12 protein-coding genes are annotated in these 14,372 nt (G+C 68.2%); 8 read left to right on the top strand and 4 right to left on the bottom strand.

Annotated elements, in window-relative coordinates; genetic code table 11:
- Positions 1–116 precede the first annotated feature (116 nt).
- Positions 117–1,067, bottom strand: a complete 951-nt coding sequence (locus DACI_RS11215) for a polyprenyl synthetase family protein (RefSeq protein ID WP_012204164.1) — start codon at positions 1,065–1,067, stop codon at positions 117–119.
- Between the two features lie 8 nt (positions 1,068–1,075).
- Complete coding sequence (gene xseB, locus DACI_RS11210) at positions 1,076–1,312, bottom strand: exodeoxyribonuclease VII small subunit (protein ID WP_012204163.1); 237 nt, start codon at positions 1,310–1,312, stop codon at positions 1,076–1,078.
- A gap of 340 nt (positions 1,313–1,652) precedes the next feature.
- Here xseB and DACI_RS11205 point away from each other — a divergent pair, with 340 nt between their 5' ends.
- From DACI_RS11205 to flhC, 5 genes are all read left to right on the top strand, one after another.
- Entirely contained in the window at positions 1,653–2,792 is a 1,140-nt protein-coding gene (locus DACI_RS11205; RefSeq protein ID WP_012204162.1) for an aromatic ring-hydroxylating oxygenase subunit alpha, read from the top strand.
- Between the two features lie 323 nt (positions 2,793–3,115).
- The gene (locus DACI_RS11200) at positions 3,116–4,021 is read left to right on the top strand and encodes a DMT family transporter (protein ID WP_012204161.1); all 906 of its coding nucleotides are present in this window, start codon (positions 3,116–3,118) and stop codon (positions 4,019–4,021) included.
- Between the two features lie 93 nt (positions 4,022–4,114).
- Positions 4,115–5,029, top strand: a complete 915-nt coding sequence (locus DACI_RS11195) for a sulfurtransferase (protein ID WP_012204160.1) — start codon at positions 4,115–4,117, stop codon at positions 5,027–5,029.
- A gap of 320 nt (positions 5,030–5,349) precedes the next feature.
- Entirely contained in the window at positions 5,350–5,676 is a 327-nt protein-coding gene (flhD, locus tag DACI_RS11190; protein ID WP_012204159.1) for a flagellar transcriptional regulator FlhD, read from the top strand.
- A 27-nt stretch (positions 5,677–5,703) separates the two neighbouring features.
- The gene (flhC, locus tag DACI_RS11185) at positions 5,704–6,246 is read left to right on the top strand and encodes a flagellar transcriptional regulator FlhC (protein WP_012204158.1); all 543 of its coding nucleotides are present in this window, start codon (positions 5,704–5,706) and stop codon (positions 6,244–6,246) included.
- Positions 6,247–6,297: 51 nt separating this feature from the next.
- On the opposite strand, the gene DACI_RS11180 is transcribed toward flhC, so the two are convergent.
- On the bottom strand, positions 6,298–8,406 hold the full coding sequence (locus DACI_RS11180) for a PTS sugar transporter subunit IIC/EAL domain-containing protein (RefSeq protein ID WP_012204157.1): 2,109 nt from the start codon (positions 8,404–8,406) through the stop codon (positions 6,298–6,300).
- A gap of 102 nt (positions 8,407–8,508) precedes the next feature.
- The gene (gene ppc, locus DACI_RS11175; RefSeq protein WP_012204156.1) at positions 8,509–11,358 is read right to left on the bottom strand and encodes a phosphoenolpyruvate carboxylase; all 2,850 of its coding nucleotides are present in this window, start codon (positions 11,356–11,358) and stop codon (positions 8,509–8,511) included.
- 112 nt (positions 11,359–11,470) lie between these two features.
- On the opposite strand from ppc, the gene hemC reads away from it, so the two are divergent.
- Genes hemC through DACI_RS11160 form a run of 3 tightly spaced genes read left to right on the top strand, consistent with a single transcriptional unit; the run spans position 11,471 to position 14,371 of the window.
- The gene (gene hemC, locus DACI_RS11170; RefSeq protein WP_012204155.1) at positions 11,471–12,409 is read left to right on the top strand and encodes a hydroxymethylbilane synthase; all 939 of its coding nucleotides are present in this window, start codon (positions 11,471–11,473) and stop codon (positions 12,407–12,409) included.
- Positions 12,410–12,422: 13 nt separating this feature from the next.
- The gene (locus DACI_RS11165; protein ID WP_012204154.1) at positions 12,423–13,232 is read left to right on the top strand and encodes a uroporphyrinogen-III synthase; all 810 of its coding nucleotides are present in this window, start codon (positions 12,423–12,425) and stop codon (positions 13,230–13,232) included.
- Complete coding sequence (locus DACI_RS11160) at positions 13,229–14,371, top strand: uroporphyrinogen-III C-methyltransferase (protein ID WP_012204153.1); 1,143 nt, start codon at positions 13,229–13,231, stop codon at positions 14,369–14,371. The genes DACI_RS11165 and DACI_RS11160 overlap by 4 nt, the downstream gene beginning before the upstream one ends.
- Position 14,372 lies beyond the last annotated feature (1 nt).

The raw sequence follows: 14,372 nt of genomic DNA, 5'->3' as shown, positions 1-14,372 counted from the left end.
GCCCCCACCAAGGGACACCGAGCAAGGGCCGCCCCGCAGCGAGGGTGTCGTCCCCTTCCCCCGCGAAGCGGGTAGAGAGGGGGAAGGCGCGAAGCGACTCAGGGGGTGCTTCATTGTCAGTGGGTGCGGCTCACCACCATGTCGGCAAGCGCCGCCAACGCGCGGGTATCAGGCAGGCCGCTGCGCGCAAGCGCCGCGTGCGCCAGGGCGCATAGCTCGTCGGCATGGGCGCGGGCCTGGTCCAGGCCCAGCAGCGAGACGTAGGTCGGCTTGTCGTTGGCCGCGTCCTTGCCGGCCGTCTTGCCCAGGGTGGCCGAGTCGGCCACCACGTCGAGGATGTCATCCACCACCTGGAAGGCCACGCCCAGCGCCTGCCCGTAGTCGGACAGCGCCTGCCAGGCCTGGGCATCCACGCCCTCCTTGCAGGCCGCGCCCATGAGCACGCTGGCATGCAGCAGGGCGCCGGTCTTGAGGCGGTGCATCTCGCGCAGCTGGGCCTCGCTCAGTTGCAGGCCCACGCTGGCCAGGTCGATGGCCTGGCCACCGGCCATGCCCTGCGCGCCTGCGGCACGGCCCAGCAGCCGGCACAGCCGCGCCTGCAGGGCGTCCGGCATGCTGCCGGCCTGATCGGGCTCGGGAACGAGCAGCTCGAAGGCCAGCGCCTGCAGCGCATCGCCAGCCAGCAGGGCCGAGGCTTCGCCGAACTGCACATGCACCGTGGGCTTGCCACGGCGCAGCACGTCGTTGTCCATGCAGGGCATGTCGTCGTGCACCAGCGAATAGGCATGGATTAGCTCCACCGCGCAGCCGGCACGCACGGCGGCGGGCTGCAGGCCATCGACGGCCTCGGCGGCGGCCCAGACCAGCAGCGGGCGCAGGCGCTTGCCGCCATCGAGCACGGCGTAGCGCATGGCCTCGCCCAGGCCTGCGGGCGCATCCACGCCCACCCATTGCGACAGCGCGCTTTCGGTGCGCGCCAGGCGATCGGTCATCCAGCAGGGGAAATCCAGCGCGCCGGGGCCGGCCGGCTGGGAAACATCGGAAGCGCAAGTCATCACGGCACTCATGGCAATCTTCAATCCTGGCTCCACGGGGCCAGCGTCCCCTCGTCAAGCACCTTGACCTGCTCCTGCACCGCGTCGAGCTGGCCGCGGCAATAGCCGAGCAGCTGCGCCGCGCGCTGGTAGCCTGTCAGCATCTGCTCCAGAGGCAGCTGGCCCGACTCGATCTGCGCGATGAGCTGCTCCAGCTCCTGCAGCGCGGATTCGTAACTGGTGGGCTCGGCAAGAGCCTTGGGAGCAGCCTTGGGCATGGTGCGATGGCGGTGCGTTGTGGGGAACCGACGATTCTAGGCGCCCCTCCATGACCGTGCCGCCAATAACCGGACAGCCCTTGACAGTCGGCATCCGGCGCGCGCAATACACGTACCGGGCATCCGGAAATAACCCCACGGGCTATAATCCCATTCCCCGTCAAACCGGCCCCTTGCCTGGGCATACGGTCGGGCTCATCGACAAGACACAGCGCCTCGGGCGCCGCTTCTTTTCACGTCGTGAAGCCTGCCTCCATGTCCAGGAACGGCCGGTTTTGCTTTTTCCAATCCCGTGCGCACGCGCACCCTCCCTGTGGGGAGTCTTTAGGTCAGGTCACCCATGTCTGATTTAAGTCTTCAACTGCAGCAGGCCGCAAGCCAACTACCAGTTTCCAGTTACTTCGACCCTGCGTTGTTCCAGCGCGAGTTGGAGACCATCTTTCAACGCGGCCCGCGCTACGTGGGCCACCAACTGGCCGTTCCCGAGATAGGCGACTACTACGCCCTGCCCCAGGAAAAGGAAGGCCGCGCTCTGGTCCGCAATGCCAGGGGGCAGGTGGAGTTGATCTCCAACGTCTGCCGCCACCGCCAGGCCGTGATGCTCAAGGGCCGGGGCAATCTGATGACCGAAGGCAAGGGCCATGCGGGGGGCAACATCGTCTGCCCGCTGCACCGCTGGACCTACAGCACCAGCGGCGAGCTGCTGGGCGCACCGCACTTCAGCCACGATCCCTGCCTGAACCTGAACAACTACCGGCTGCGCGAGTGGAACGGCCTGCTGTTCGAGGACAACGGCCGCGACATCGAGTCCGACCTGGCCGGCATGAAGCTGCGCGAGCAGCTGAGCTTCGAGGGCTTCGTGCTCGACCATGTCGAGATGCACGAGTGCAACTACAACTGGAAGACCTTCATCGAGGTCTACCTCGAGGACTACCACGTGGGCCCCTTCCACCCGGGCCTGGGCAACTTCGTGACCTGCGACGACCTGCAGTGGGAGTTTGCCAAGGAGTACTCGGTGCAGACCGTGGGCGTGGCGCCCGGCTTTGCCCAGCCCGGCTCGGACACCTACAGGAAGTGGCACGACGTGCTGCTGGCCTACCGCAACGGCGAGCTGCCCGAACGCGGCGCGATCTGGCTGACCTACTACCCGCACATCATGGTGGAGTGGTATCCGCACGTGCTCACGGTCTCGACCCTGCACCCGCTGGCGGTGGACCGGACACTGAACGTGGTCGAGTTCTACTACCCCGAGGAGATCGCGGCCTTCGAGCCCGAATTCGTGCAGGCGCAAAAGGCCGCCTACATGGAGACCTGCATCGAGGACGACGAGATCGGCGAGCGCATGGACGCCGGCCGCAGGGCGCTGTACGAGCGCGGCGACAACGAGGTCGGACCCTACCAGAGCCCCATGGAAGACGGCATGCAGCACTTCCATGAGTGGTATCGCGGCGTGATGGGTGACGCAGTCCCCGCACGCTGATCTGCTCCGGCTCTCCCGACGGCCCGCATTCGTGCGGGCCGTCTGCATTGGGCCGCTTGCATAGGGCCGTCAGTATTGGGCGGCAGGCCTGCTGCCCAGCTCCTCTGAATGCAAGCGCCCTGATGTGCCCAATGGGCAGGGCTGTCGGCGGCAATGCATCCCGAGGCAAGTCCAATGTCTTGGCTTATGCAATACAGTTCCTTGCGCGTGTCCCTGCCACGGCCCTGGGCCGTACGCAGCCAGGCGGCATGCGCCAAAAACAAAAACCAACCCTTTTCTCGTCCAGCGCCGCGGCCCTTGTGCGGCTCTATCCGGTCATTTATATGCAAGCCCTGTGGATGGTGGCGGCCGCATTCGTTTTTGCGGTCATGAGTGTGTGTGTGAAGTTCGCCTCCCAGGATTTCAATGCGGCGGAAATCGTCTTCTACCGCGGGCTGGTCAGCATGGTGGCGCTGTGGTGGCTGGCGCGCCACCAGGGCATCTCGCTGGCCACGCGCTACCCGCGCGAGCATGCCTGGCGCAGCTTCGTGGGCGTGACGTCCATGGGCGCCTGGTTCTACTCCATCGGCCATCTGCCGCTGGCCACGGCCGCCACGTTCAACTCCATGAGCAGCATCTGGATGGCGGTCTTTCTGATCGGCCAGGGCCTGCTGCTGCGCCACCAGCTGCGCCGCCAGCCCGAATCGCATGCGCTGCGCGCGCTGCCGCCGTTTCCCTGGAGCCTGGTCGCCACCGTGGCCCTGGGCTTCGTGGGCGTGATCCTGGTGCTGCGCCCCAGCGCGGCGCCGCAGGAATTCGTGGCCAGCGCGGGCGGCCTGATCGGCGGGGTGTTCGCCGCCATGGCCTATATGCAGGTGGCCACGCTGTCGCGCATGGGCGAGCCCGAGGCGCGCGTGGTCTTCTACTTCGCACTGGGCTCGGCCGTGGCCGGTGCCCTGGCCATGTGCTTCACGGGCGTGTCCGCCTGGCCGGGCTGGCGCGCGCTGTGGCTGCTGCCCGTGGGCGTGCTGGCCGCCGTGGCCCAGGTCTGCATGACGGCGGCCTACGCCTCGGCCAGCAACAGCCGCAACACCCTGGTCGTGGCCAACCTGCAGTATTCGGGCATCGTCTTCGCGGCCCTGCTGAGCCTGGCGATGTTCGGCGAAAGCGTGCCGCTGATCGGCTGGGCCGGCATTGCCCTGATCGTGGCCAGCGGCGCCCTGGCCACGGCCCTGCGTTCGCGCGGCTGACGCCACCGGCCCGCCTGGGGCCGTCGCATAATGGATCGGATCTTTTGCCGCAGGCGCACCACCGCCTGCACAGGCCTTCGGAGTTCCGCATCCATGACTTCCAACACCCCCTACCAGACCCACCAGACCCTGATCTCCGTCCAGGAGCTGGCCGCGCTGCATGCCAGCGGCCGTCCGCTGATGGTCTTCGACTGCAGCTTCGACCTGACCCAGCCTGCGGCCGGCAAGGCCCAGTACCTGCAGGCGCATGTTCCAGGCGCCGTCTTCGCCGATCTGGACCATGACCTCAGTGCCAAGCATGGCGTGCCCGGCGCCCATGGCAGCGTGGCGGCCAGCGAGCAGGCCGCCTCGGGCGGCCGCCACCCGCTGCCCAACCGCGAACGCTTTGCCGTGTGGCTGTCCAGCATCGGTTTTTCCAACGACATGCAGGCCGTGGTCTATGACCGCAACGGCGCCAACTACTGCGGGCGCCTGTGGTGGATGCTGCAATGGGCCGGCCATGGCGATGTGGCCGTGCTCGACGGAGGTCTCCAGGCCTGGCAGGCCGCAGGCCAGCCCGTGGCATCGGGCGAGGAAAGCGCGCGCTTCCAGTCCAACTTCGAGCTGCGCGAGCCGCTGCAGCAACTGGCAACGGCGCAGCAGGTGCTCGATGCACTGGGCAGCGCAGGCCAGACCGTGGTCGATGCACGCGCCCCGGCCCGCTACCGCGGGGAGGTCGAGCCGCTGGACCCTGTGGCCGGCCACATCCCGGGCGCGCTCAACCGGCCCTTCACCGAGAACATCGCTGCCGACGGCCGCTTCAAGCCTGCCGCCCTGCTGCGCGCGGAGTTCGACCAGCTGCTGGCAGGCCGCGATCCGGCCAGTGTGGTGCACCAGTGCGGCAGCGGCGTGAGCGCGCTGCCCAACCTGCTGGCCATGCGCATTGCGGGGCTGCCGCCTGCAAGGCTGTTCGCGGGCAGCTGGAGCGAGTGGTGCAGTGACCCGAAGAGGCCGGTGGAGCGCGGCTAATTCGGCTTATGCCTCCCCTTGGGGAGGCTGCACAATGACAGCACTGTGTCAAAAGGCCGACATGCAACAACACCACTGCAGCGGCCTGCTCCCAAGCCCCCGGACGGCGGGGACAGAGCGAAATCGAGTCATCCAAACCTTGCTACAGGTGTAAGGTAAATCTTACAAACGCCGTCTCACAACCAGACATCCGGCGCAGACCTGCCCCGACTTCAACGGCGAAGGCCCCTCCTCCACAATCCATCTCAACAGATCGCAACAGGTTGAACATCTTGTTTCTACCCGGGCGTTGCGGCTGCCGAGATGCAAAGGATGGTCCTATGAACAATGAACAGCTGCTTGCCGAAATCCGCGAAGCCAACCTCACTTACCTGATGCTGGCCCAGACCCTGATCCGCCAGGACAAGGCCGAAGCGGTGTTCCGCCTGGGACTGAACGAAGAATCGTGCGACCTGCTGGCCGCACTGTCGGCAGCCCAGGTGCTGAAGCTGGCCTCGCGCAACACCTTGCTCGCCAGCTTCCGTGTCGACGACGAAATGGTCTGGAGCTTGCTGACCAACCACAGCAGCAACAAGATCGGCAACGGTGCGACCAACACGCTGCACGCCAACATCCTGATGGCCAGCCGCGTCTCCGAAGTCCTCTGATCCGCCTGAAGAACTCTGGAGCCCGCCATGTCCACCCCCGCCAAAAGTGTCCTGAACGAGTCCAAGCAGATCGAGCGCGCCGCCATGCTCATCGAGATGGGTGCACGCATGCAGGTGCTCGAATCCGAGACCACGCTGTCCTACGAGCGCCTGATCCGCCTGTACAAGGAGATCGCCGGCAAGTCGCCTTCCAAGGGCCAGCTGCCGTTCTCGACCGACTGGTTCCTGACCTGGCAGGAGAACATCCACAGTTCGCTGTTCCTCAATATCTACGAATACCTGTCCAAGGGCGCCGAGCTGGATGCCGTTGAACAATTGACCAAGGCCTACCGTCTCTATACCGAGCAGATCCAGGCCGCCGAGCTGGAAGCGCTGCTGTCCTTCACCCGCGCATGGCGCCTGGTGAAGTTCGTCGACGCGCAGATGCTGACCCGCACCCAGTGCACGGTGTGCAAGGGCCAGTTCGTGACCGAGCCCTACGAGAACGAGCGCCACTACCAGTGCGGCCTGTGCAATCCGCCCGCACGCGCCGGCAAGAGCAAGAGCGCCGGCTCGCTGATGCTGCACTGATGATCTGCACCGCGCATCGCACCCGCGATGCCGCCACAGGAATCCAGGAATCTAGACCGTCCCGCCGCCTGCCCTGGCGGCGCAGTCCCTGGCGAACTGCGGCAGTTTCTCGCCCGGCAGGGCGCGGCTGAAGTACCAGCCCTGCACCAGCAGCTCGCCCTCGAAGCCCAGGGCCTGCAACTGCGCCTCGGTCTCCACGCCCTCGGCCACCACGTTCAGCTGCAGCGCCTCGCAAAAGCGCAGCAGGCCGTCCAGCACCAGCTCGCCCTTGGCATGGCCGCTGGCCACGACGAAGCTGCGGTCGATCTTGATGGCATCCACGTCGAACTGGTGCAGGTAGCTCATGGACGAGAAGCCGGTGCCGAAGTCATCGATGGACACCTTGGCGCCCAGCGCATGGATCTGCCCTATGGCGCGGCGGATCGCCTCCACGTCGCCCACCATTTCTTCCTCCGTGATCTCCACGCCGACCTGCCCTCTGGCCTGGGCCAGCAGCAGCATCAGGCGCGAGCAGTATTCGGGCGATGTCAACGTCGCACCCGACACATTGATGCTGATCGGCATGGCAAAGCCCTCCTGGCGCCAGCGCCGGCTCTGGCGCACGGCAGCGCCCGCCACCCACAGGTCCACCTCGCGCATCAGCCCCGCATCGGCCAGCCAGCGCAGGAAACTGCCGGGCTGCTGCAAGCGGCCCTGCGCGTCCCGCGCGCGCAGCAGGGCCTCGCAGCCCAGGCACAGGCCGCTGCGGTGCGAGACCTGGGGCTGGAATTCCAGGTGGAACTCGTACTCGCTGATGCGACGGATATGCGCCAGCATGGTCTCGCGCCGGGCCTGCGCCTGGTGCGCCTGCACCAGCGGATCGCGCACGATCAGGCCAGCCTCTTCGGGCAGGCGCGAGAACGTGGTGTCCAGCGCGTGCAGCACGATGGCACCGTCGTCCTGGCCCAGCCGGTCGATGGCCCGCACGTAGGGCGCATAGATCAGCGCTCCCAGGGCCGTCAATGCCAGTTGCAGTACCACGGCTGCCATGTCCCCGCCCGTGCTCACATAGGCATTGAAGACCACGGGCGCAGTCAGCGGCAGCACCATGGAGGCCGGTGCCACCCAGCCGGCCTGCACCACCGTGACGGCCACGACCAGGTTGATGGCGGGTACCGCGAGAAACGGCACGAGCAGGCGCAGGTTCAGGATGATCGGCAGCCCGAACAGCAGGATCTCGTTGACGTTGAGCAAGGAGATGGGCAGCGCCGCCAGCGCCAGCACGCGCAGGCCCCGCCCCCGGCAAAACAGCAGCACGGCCAGCGCCAGCGACAGCGTTGCACCGGAGCCGCCGATGAAGACGAAGGAGCCCATCAGCCCGCCGCTGAGCGCCCAGGGCGCCTGCAGCCCCTGCGCCATCGCGGCGGCATTGGCCACCACCGCCTGGTCCAGCACCTGGAAGAAGGGCTGCATGGCGTAGTACCCCTGGACGCCGAAGAACCAGAGCACGGAATTGAGCAGTGCCAGCGTGAGCCCGCTGCGGTAGGGGTTCTCGGGGCCCGCGATGGCCAGCGGCAGTTCGGCCCGCGTGATATCCGGCAGCACCTGTTGCAGGCCCAGCAGCAGCAGCACGAGCAGCACGGCGACAAGGGCGCCGGGAACGACGAGGTTCATGACCTCGCGCACGTTCTCGCTCACGAAGCCGGTGCGCGCGATGCGCGTCCAGCGCAGCCGGCTCAGGCGCGCCATCAGGGGCACGGTGATCAGGGGGGAGGCGATGGAGATGAACAGCACCAGGGTGGCCGCCGCGCGCGGATGCTCGCTCAGCAGATAAATGGCCATCTGCACATGCGCGAAGCACAGAAAGGTCACCGGCAGGCGCGGCAGCCGGTGGCGTATTGAGAGCATGTAGCCGATGGACGCGGCCACCAGCAGCGGCAGGATGCTGCCGATCTCCGCGTGCAGGCCCGCAAGCACCCGCACCACGGGTTCGGGCTGGCCGGACATCTGCGCCAGCGCCGACAGGATGAGGAACAGGGCCGAGACCAGCAGACAGGGAACCAGCCAGAGCAGGCCCTCGCGTATGGCCCGCATGGAGTTGGCGCCGGCCAGCCTGGCCAGGCGCTGTGTCAGGAACAGTTGCACGCCCGGAAAGCCGGCCCGTGACGTCTTGTTGCCCATGGCTCCCACCCTTTTCTTCCCGGCAGAAGTCAGGCGCTCCTGTCCGGAGCACATCGTACAACGCCGGCCGCAAAGGGCTGTTGCGGCCTGCAGAGAGCAGGATCAGCCCGTGTTGCGCACCCCGGCCGCGATGCCGTTGATGGACAGGTGGATGCCGGTCTTGATGCGCTCATCGGTCTGGCCTGCGCGCCAGCGGCGCACCAGCTCCACCTGCAGATGGTGCAGCGGATCGATGTAGGGGAAACGATGGCGGATGGAGCGCGCCAGCGCTTCGTTGTGGGCCAGGCGCTGCTTGTCGCCCGTGATGCGCGCCAGCGCATCGACGGTGCTGTGCCACTCGGCCTCGATGGCGCTGAAGATACGGCGGCGCAGGCGCGCGTCCGGCACCAGGTCGGCATAGCGCGAGGCCAGGTTCAGGTCGCTCTTGGCCAGCACCATGTCCATGTTGGACAGCAGGGTACGGAAGAACGGCCACTGGCGGTACATCTTCTGCAGCAGGGCCAGCTGGGCCTTGCCATCCTTGCCCGGCTGGTCGATGAAGGCCTTGACCGCGGCGCCAAAGCCGTACCAGCCCGGCAGCGTGAGCCGGCACTGGCCCCAGCTGAAGCCCCAGGGAATGGCGCGCAGGTCCTCGATCTTCTGCGAGGGCTTGCGCGAGGCCGGGCGCGAGCCTATGTTCAGTTCGGCAATCTCGCGGATGGGCGTGCTGCTGAAGAAGTAGCTGGTGAAGCCGGGGGTCTCGTACACCAGGGCGCGGTAGGCGCCCATGCTGGCGTCGGACAGGAAGGCCGCCGCATCCAGGAAGGCGCGCGTGGCCGGCTTGGTCGGCTGCAGCAGCGTGGCCTCCAGCGTGGCGGCCACCAGGGTCTCCAGGTTGCGCCGGCCGATCTCGGGGTTGGCGTACTTGGAGGCGATGACCTCGCCCTGCTCGGTCAGCCGGATCTGGCCGCGCACCGTGCCCGGGGGCTGGGCCAGGATGGCCTGGTAGCTGGGGCCGCCGCCCCGGCCCACCGTGCCGCCGCGGCCATGGAACATGCGCAGGCTGATGCCATGGCTGTCGGCCAGCTCGTCGAACAGCTCGACCAGCGAGATCTCGGCGCGGTACAGCTCCCAGTTGCTGGTGAAGATGCCGCCGTCCTTGTTGCTGTCGCTGTAGCCCAGCATGATGTCCTGCTCGCCGCCGCTGCGCTGCACCATGGCCGCCACGCCGGGCAGCTGGAAGTAGCGGCGCATGATGGGCGAGGCGCTGCGCAGGTCGCCGATGGTCTCGAACAGCGGCACAACGATCACATCGCAGATGGCGCCGTCGTCCAGCGTGCCGCGCAGCAGCCCGGCCTCCTTTTGCAGCAGCAGCACCTCCAGCAGGTCGCTGACCGATTCGGTGTGGCTGATGATGCAGTGGCGTATGGCCTCGGCGCCCAGGGCCGCGCGCAGGCGGCGCGCGGTCTCGAAGATGGCCAGTTCGCCGCGCGCATGCTCGGAATAGTCGGCGCCCACCACGCGCAGCGGCCGCGCCTCTTCCAGCAGGCGTACCAGCAAGGCGCACTTGGCGTCTTCCTGCAGGCCCGAGTAGTCGGGCTCCAGGCGCGCGGCAGCCAGCAGCTCGGCCACCACTTCCTCATGCTTGTCCGAGCTTTGGCGCAGGTCCACCGTGGCCAGGTGGAAACCGAAGACCTGCACGGCGCGCATCAGCGGCCGCAGGCGCTGGGGCGCCAGCACTTCGCCGTGGTTGCGGCTCAGGGAATCATCGATGACGCGCAGGTCGGCCAGGAATTCCTCGGGCGAGGCATAGGCGTTCTGCGGCGCCACGGCATGGCGCGCGGCCTCGCCGCCGGTCAGCACCTTGAGCGTGGCGGCCAGGCGCGCGTAGATGCCGGTGAGCGCGCGGCGGTAGGGCTCGTCGGAGCGGTGCTCGTTGGTGTCGGGCGAGCGCTCTGCCAGGGCCTGCATCTCGGGCGTGACATCGGCCAGGCGCTGGGACAGCGACAGCTCGCCGCCCAGGTAGTGCACCTCGCGAAGATAGTGGCGCAGGGCCACGTCGGCCTGGCGCGACAGCGCCAGCTCCAGGCTCTGGGCCGTGACATTGGGGTTGCCGTCACGGTCGCCGCCGATCCAGTGGCCCATGCGCAGGAAGCTGTGCACGGGCAGGGTGTTGCCCAGCTCCTGCTCCAGTTGCGCATACAGCTTGGGGATCTCGCGCAGAAAGGTGGCTTCGTAGTAGGACAGCGCGTTTTCGATCTCGTCGGCCACGGTGAGCTTGGAGTAGCGCAGCAGGCGCGTCTGCCACAGCTGGCTGACGCGGGCACGCAGCTGGGCCTCGTTGCGTTCCAGCTCGCGCGGGGTGAGCGCGTCCTTGGCGCTGTTGTACAGCTGGGCGCGGGCCACGATGTCCTCGCGTGCGGCCAGCAGTTGGGAGATGTCGCGCTCGGCCACCAGAATGCTCTGGCGCTGCACTTCCGTGGGGTGGGCCGTGAGCACGGGCGCCACATAGCTCTTGGCCAGCGTCTGCGCCACGGTACCGGCCGAGATGCCGGCCCAGCGCAGGCGCGCCAGCGCCACTTCGATGCTGCCTTCCTGGGTGTTGCCCGCGCGCTCGTGCACGGCGCGGCGGCGGATGTGGTGGCGGTCCTCGGCCAGGTTGGCCAGATGGCTGAAATAGGTGAAGGCGCGGATCACGCTCACCGTCTGGTCCGTCGTCAGGCCCTTGAGCAGGCGCTTGAGCGCGCGGTCGGCGGTCTCGTCGGCATCGCGGCGGAAGGTCACCGACAGCTGGCGCACCTGCTCGATCAGCTCGAAGGCCGCCACGCCTTCCTGCTCGCGGATCACATCGCCCAGAATGCGCCCCAGCAGGCGTATGTCCTCGATCAGCGGCAGGTCCTTGTCCGTCTTGCGGACAGGCTTGTCATCACGCCTGTCATCTCGCGCATTGCTCTTGCGGGGGGCGGTGGCCATCAACGAATCTCCTGGAATCGGTCAGCGTATCGGTTTGCTTGGGCTTCGGTCCTGGTGCCGGGTTTACTGCGGCGCAGCATGCTAGCATCCCGCGCTCCCCCCGAGGCACCTGATGAACACCAAACCACTTCTCCCCCACTCCATCGTGATCGCCACGCGCGAGAGCCAGCTGGCACTGTGGCAGGCCGAGCATGTCCAGGCGCTGCTGCGCGCCCGGGGGCATGAAGTGGAATTGCTGGGCATGACCACCAAGGGCGACCAGATCCTGGACCGCACGCTGTCCAAGGTCGGCGGCAAGGGCCTGTTCGTCAAGGAGCTGGAAGTGGCGCTGGAAGAAGGACGCGCCCACATCGCCGTGCACTCGCTCAAGGACGTGCCCATGGAGCTGCCCGAAGGCTTTGTGCTGGCCTGCGTGATGGAGCGCGAAGACCCGCGCGACGCCTTTGTCTCCAATCGCTACGCCACGCTGGCCGAGCTGCCGCAGGGCGCCGTCGTCGGCACATCGAGCCTGCGCCGCCAGGCACTGCTGCAGGCCCTGCGCCCGGACCTGAAGATAGAGCCGCTGCGCGGCAACGTGAACACCCGCCTGCGCAAGCTGGACGAAGGCCACTACGACGCCATCGTGCTGGCCGCCGCAGGCCTGATGCGCCTGGGCCTGGCCGACCGCATCCGCGCCAGGTTCGAGCCCACCGGCATGCTGCCGGCCGCTGGCCAGGGCGCGCTGGGCATCGAGGTGCGCGCCGACCGCCAGGACCTGATCGACGCGCTGGCCCCGCTGGCCCACCAGACCACCTGGCTGACCGTGACCGCCGAGCGCGCCGTCAGCCGCTGCATGGGCGGCAGCTGCTCCATGCCGCTGGCGGCGCACGGCACATTCGACGGCCGGCAACTGCGCCTGGACGCAGCCTGGGGAGACCCGCAAGGCCGGCTGCCGCTGGTGCAGGTGCACGCCGATGCCACCGTCACCGACTTCGCCAGCGCCGACGCGCTGGGCCAGCACGTGGCTGCGCTGCTGCAGGCGGCGGGCGCCCAACCGGCCCCCAAGCTCTAGACGGCACGCCCGCATGCCACCGCGCATACTCGTCACCCGCCCGGCCCATGACGCAGCCGCGTGGGTGGATGCGCTGCAGGCCCGTGGCCTGCCGGCCCAGCCGCTGGCGCTGATGGCCATAGGCCCCTGCCGCGATGCGGCCACGCAACAGGCCTTGCAGGCCGCCCGCAACGCGCTGCGCGAAGGCCCGGGCTACCGCGCCGTGATGTTCGTCAGCGGCAATGCCGTCCAGCATTTCTTCGGCACCGACCCCGCACGGCTTCCGGCGTCCACCCGCGCCTGGACGCCCGGCCCCGGCACGGCCCAGGCGCTGCTGGCCCTGGGCATTGCGCCAGCACAGATCGACGGGCCGCCACCGGACGCCGCCCAGTTCGAATCCGAAACGCTATGGCAGCGCGTGCATGACCAGATCCATGCGGGCGACCGCGTGCTCATCGTGCGCGGCGACAGCCAGGCAGGAGCGCCCAGGACCGTGCCGGCCACGGCAGGCGCCGGCCGCGATTGGCTGGCCGCCCGACTGCGCGAGGCCGGTGCCCAGGTCGAAATGCTGGCCGTCTACCAGCGCGAACTGCCTGCCTGGGATGCAGCCCAGACGGCACTGGCACGCCAGGCGGCCGACGATGGCTCGCTCTGGCTGCTCAGCAGCGCCGAATCCGTTGCCAACCTGCAACAGCTCCTGCCGGGCCAATCGTGGCAAAAGGCGCGAGCGCTTGCTACGCACGAGCGAATCGCCGCCCAGGCCAGACAACTGGGATTCGGATATGTCAAGCAATGTCGGCCGGCTCTGGAGGACGTGGTTGCGTCGATAGAATCGACGCCATGAGTTCCGACGCAGCGCAAGACCGCCCCACCCCGCAGGACCTGACGCCCCCAGCCTCCGCCGCAGCATTCGCTGCCGGCTCCGCCCAAAGCAGCCCCGCTGCAGACCTGCGCAGCGGCTCCTCTGCCCTGGTCCTGGGCGTGGGCGCCGTGGCCGTGGCGGCGCTCATTGCCTGCGGCATGCTCTGGCAGCGCCTGGGCAATATCCAGGAACAATTGGCCCGGCAGTCCGCGCAGTCCGGCTCCCAGTCGGTCGAGGCCCGCACCCTGGCGCGCGACGCCCAGGACCTGGCCCGCGACAGCGCGGCGCGCACCTCGGTCATGGAAGCGCGCATTGCCGAGCTGTCGCTGCAGCGCACGCAGCTCGACGAACTCCTGCAAAGCATGTCGCGCTCGCGCGACGAGAACCTGGTGGTGGACATAGATTCCTCCATCCGCCTGGCCCAGCAGCAGGCCGAGCTGTCCGGCAGCCTGCAGCCGCTGGTGGCCACGCTCAAGAACGCCCGCCAGCGCATAGAGCGCGCCGCACAGCCCCGTCTGGCTCCCGTGATGCGGGCGCTGGACCGCGACCTGGAGCGGCTGGCCCGCATGAGCGTGACCGACACCGCCGGCCTGCTCACCCGCATCGAGGACCTGGTGCGCCTGGTCGACGAGATGCCCCTGCTCAACGCCGTGGCCCAGCCACGCGCCAGCCGCCATCGCGGCGTGGCCGGCCAGGCGGCCCGCCAGCCCGAGCCCGCCCCCATCGAGGGCAGCCCCACCGAGTGGAGCTGGTGGCAGTCCTGGGGCGAGCGCGGCTGGACGGCCGTGCGCGAAGAGGCCCAGGACCTGCTGCGCGTCAGCCGCATCGACCACCCGGACGCCATCTTGCTGGCGCCCGAGCAGGCCTATTTCCTGCGCGAGAACCTCAAGCTCAAGCTGCTGAACTCGCGCCTGGCCCTGCTGTCGCGCCAATGGGATGCGGCGCGTGCCGACCTGGCCGCCTCGGGCATGGCCGTGAACAAATACTTCGATCCTGCCGCGCGCCGCACCCAGATCGTGCAGGCCCAGCTGCAGCAGATCCAGGCCAATCTGCGCACCACCGAACAGCCGGCGCTGCAGGAAACCCTGGCGGCGCTGGCAACGGCCGCCGCAGGCCGCTGAG

Origin of the sequence: Delftia acidovorans SPH-1 (assembly GCF_000018665.1) — a bacterium.
GTDB classification, from domain to species: domain Bacteria; phylum Pseudomonadota; class Gammaproteobacteria; order Burkholderiales; family Burkholderiaceae_C; genus Comamonas; species Comamonas acidovorans.
The sequence above is the reverse complement of the archived record's forward strand: the minus strand, read 5'-3'. Positions and strand labels throughout refer to the sequence as shown.

What these genes read in the sequence shown, in the direction of transcription:
- hemC (WP_012204155.1), top strand. Translation starts at nt 11,471, where the DNA reads ATGAACACCAAACCACTTCTCCCCCACTCCATCGTGATCGCCACGCGC.
- DACI_RS11215 (WP_012204164.1), bottom strand. Translation starts at nt 1,067, where the DNA reads ATGAGTGCCGTGATGACTTGCGCTTCCGATGTTTCCCAGCCGGCCGGC.
- DACI_RS11200 (WP_012204161.1), top strand. Translation starts at nt 3,116, where the DNA reads ATGCAAGCCCTGTGGATGGTGGCGGCCGCATTCGTTTTTGCGGTCATG.
- flhC (WP_012204158.1), top strand. Translation starts at nt 5,704, where the DNA reads ATGTCCACCCCCGCCAAAAGTGTCCTGAACGAGTCCAAGCAGATCGAG.
- ppc (WP_012204156.1), bottom strand. Translation starts at nt 11,358, where the DNA reads ATGGCCACCGCCCCCCGCAAGAGCAATGCGCGAGATGACAGGCGTGAT.
- xseB (WP_012204163.1), bottom strand. Translation starts at nt 1,312, where the DNA reads ATGCCCAAGGCTGCTCCCAAGGCTCTTGCCGAGCCCACCAGTTACGAA.
- DACI_RS11205 (WP_012204162.1), top strand. Translation starts at nt 1,653, where the DNA reads ATGTCTGATTTAAGTCTTCAACTGCAGCAGGCCGCAAGCCAACTACCA.
- DACI_RS11180 (WP_012204157.1), bottom strand. Translation starts at nt 8,406, where the DNA reads ATGGGCAACAAGACGTCACGGGCCGGCTTTCCGGGCGTGCAACTGTTC.
- DACI_RS11165 (WP_012204154.1), top strand. Translation starts at nt 12,423, where the DNA reads ATGCCACCGCGCATACTCGTCACCCGCCCGGCCCATGACGCAGCCGCG.
- DACI_RS11195 (WP_012204160.1), top strand. Translation starts at nt 4,115, where the DNA reads ATGACTTCCAACACCCCCTACCAGACCCACCAGACCCTGATCTCCGTC.
- flhD (WP_012204159.1), top strand. Translation starts at nt 5,350, where the DNA reads ATGAACAATGAACAGCTGCTTGCCGAAATCCGCGAAGCCAACCTCACT.
- DACI_RS11160 (WP_012204153.1), top strand. Translation starts at nt 13,229, where the DNA reads ATGAGTTCCGACGCAGCGCAAGACCGCCCCACCCCGCAGGACCTGACG.